General features: G+C 62.6%; 2 protein-coding genes. Both read right to left on the bottom strand.

What is annotated here, in order from left to right; translation table 11 throughout:
* Positions 1-530, bottom strand: a 530-nt coding sequence (locus CH339_RS23610) for a relaxase/mobilization nuclease domain-containing protein (RefSeq protein WP_420825926.1), incomplete at its 3' end; no start/stop codon positions are given.
* The gene (locus CH339_RS23605; RefSeq protein ID WP_111436864.1) at positions 527-985 is read right to left on the bottom strand and encodes a hypothetical protein; all 459 of its coding nucleotides are present in this window, start codon (positions 983-985) and stop codon (positions 527-529) included. The genes CH339_RS23605 and CH339_RS23610, both read right to left, overlap by 4 nt.
* Positions 986-1,037: the final 52 nt, after the last annotated feature.

Here is a 1,037-nt window from a genome sequence, read left to right as displayed (position 1 = left end):
GGGTCTTTGCCCTGGCGCTTCGCCTGTTGCCATTCGGCGAGCGAAAAGTTACGGGGGTCGCGAGCCTCGCTTTGGGCAAGGCCACGCGGCATTGTCCAACCGTGTTCAAGAAAAAGCTCCCGTGCCATCCCCATGAGAGTCTTCTTGGTATAGGAAAGCTGAATGGCCTTCATGTCGTGGGTCTTGATGCGGCTCCACACCGCATGGCCATGACGACGCCCTTCCTTCTCATGAAAGACAATCGCCCGCGGCTGGCCATCGAGGCCAAGTTCGTTTTCGATCCGCGCGATTGCCGCTTCGAAATCCGCCGTCCCGACGACCGCCGAGGGCGGAGGATTGAGGGAAAGCGAAAAGAGATACTGCTTGCACCGTGTGCCACGACTGACCGCGTAGGCTTCGTTCAGGGCGCCGCCCAAATCCTGTGCGAGGAAACCGCGAAGTTCGTAAACCTGAACATGGTCATTTTCCTCCTTCAGGAGATGCAGGGCGAGTTGCTTCCCGCCGCCGCGCTGATTGCCGACGAGGATCATTGACCATCGTCCGGCCTGATCCCGAGCGCTTCCATCAGCGCATCGCGCATGGTCCGGATTTCAGCACAGGCGCAATGAAGCTCGTCGACCAGCTCCGGCGTCACCGGCAGGGCCCCCATCCTTGCGGCCTTCGCTATGTCCTGGAGACTGCGCGCGAGCTCCGACCGACCCAACGCAGCCAGAACCTGGGCGAGAAGGGCCTTGTCCGTGCTCGGACGCTGCTGCTTCCGCGAGGGGCGCTTTCCCCGTCGCGGCGATGCTGTCTCGCCGAAGAGCTTCCGCCGGATATGCGAGGCGAGTGACACCTTGCCGGCTTCCCGCAGCAGCATCTTCCGCTCATCGTCGCTCAGGCGGATGGAGAACGGTTTGGCGACCGGCTTGCGCCGTTTGGTGCCTCTCCCCGCTTTCTCCTGAAAATCCTCTCGCAGTCCGTCCGGCTTTCCCGCCGCCGTCACGGCGTCGGCCCCCGGCGGGTCGATCCGCCGGGTGATCTACCTTCTTGTTTTA

This window comes from Rhodobium orientis, assembly GCF_003258835.1.
Lineage (GTDB): Bacteria > Pseudomonadota > Alphaproteobacteria > Rhizobiales > Rhodobiaceae > Rhodobium > Rhodobium orientis.
This window is presented reverse-complemented; position numbering and strand designations above follow the sequence as displayed.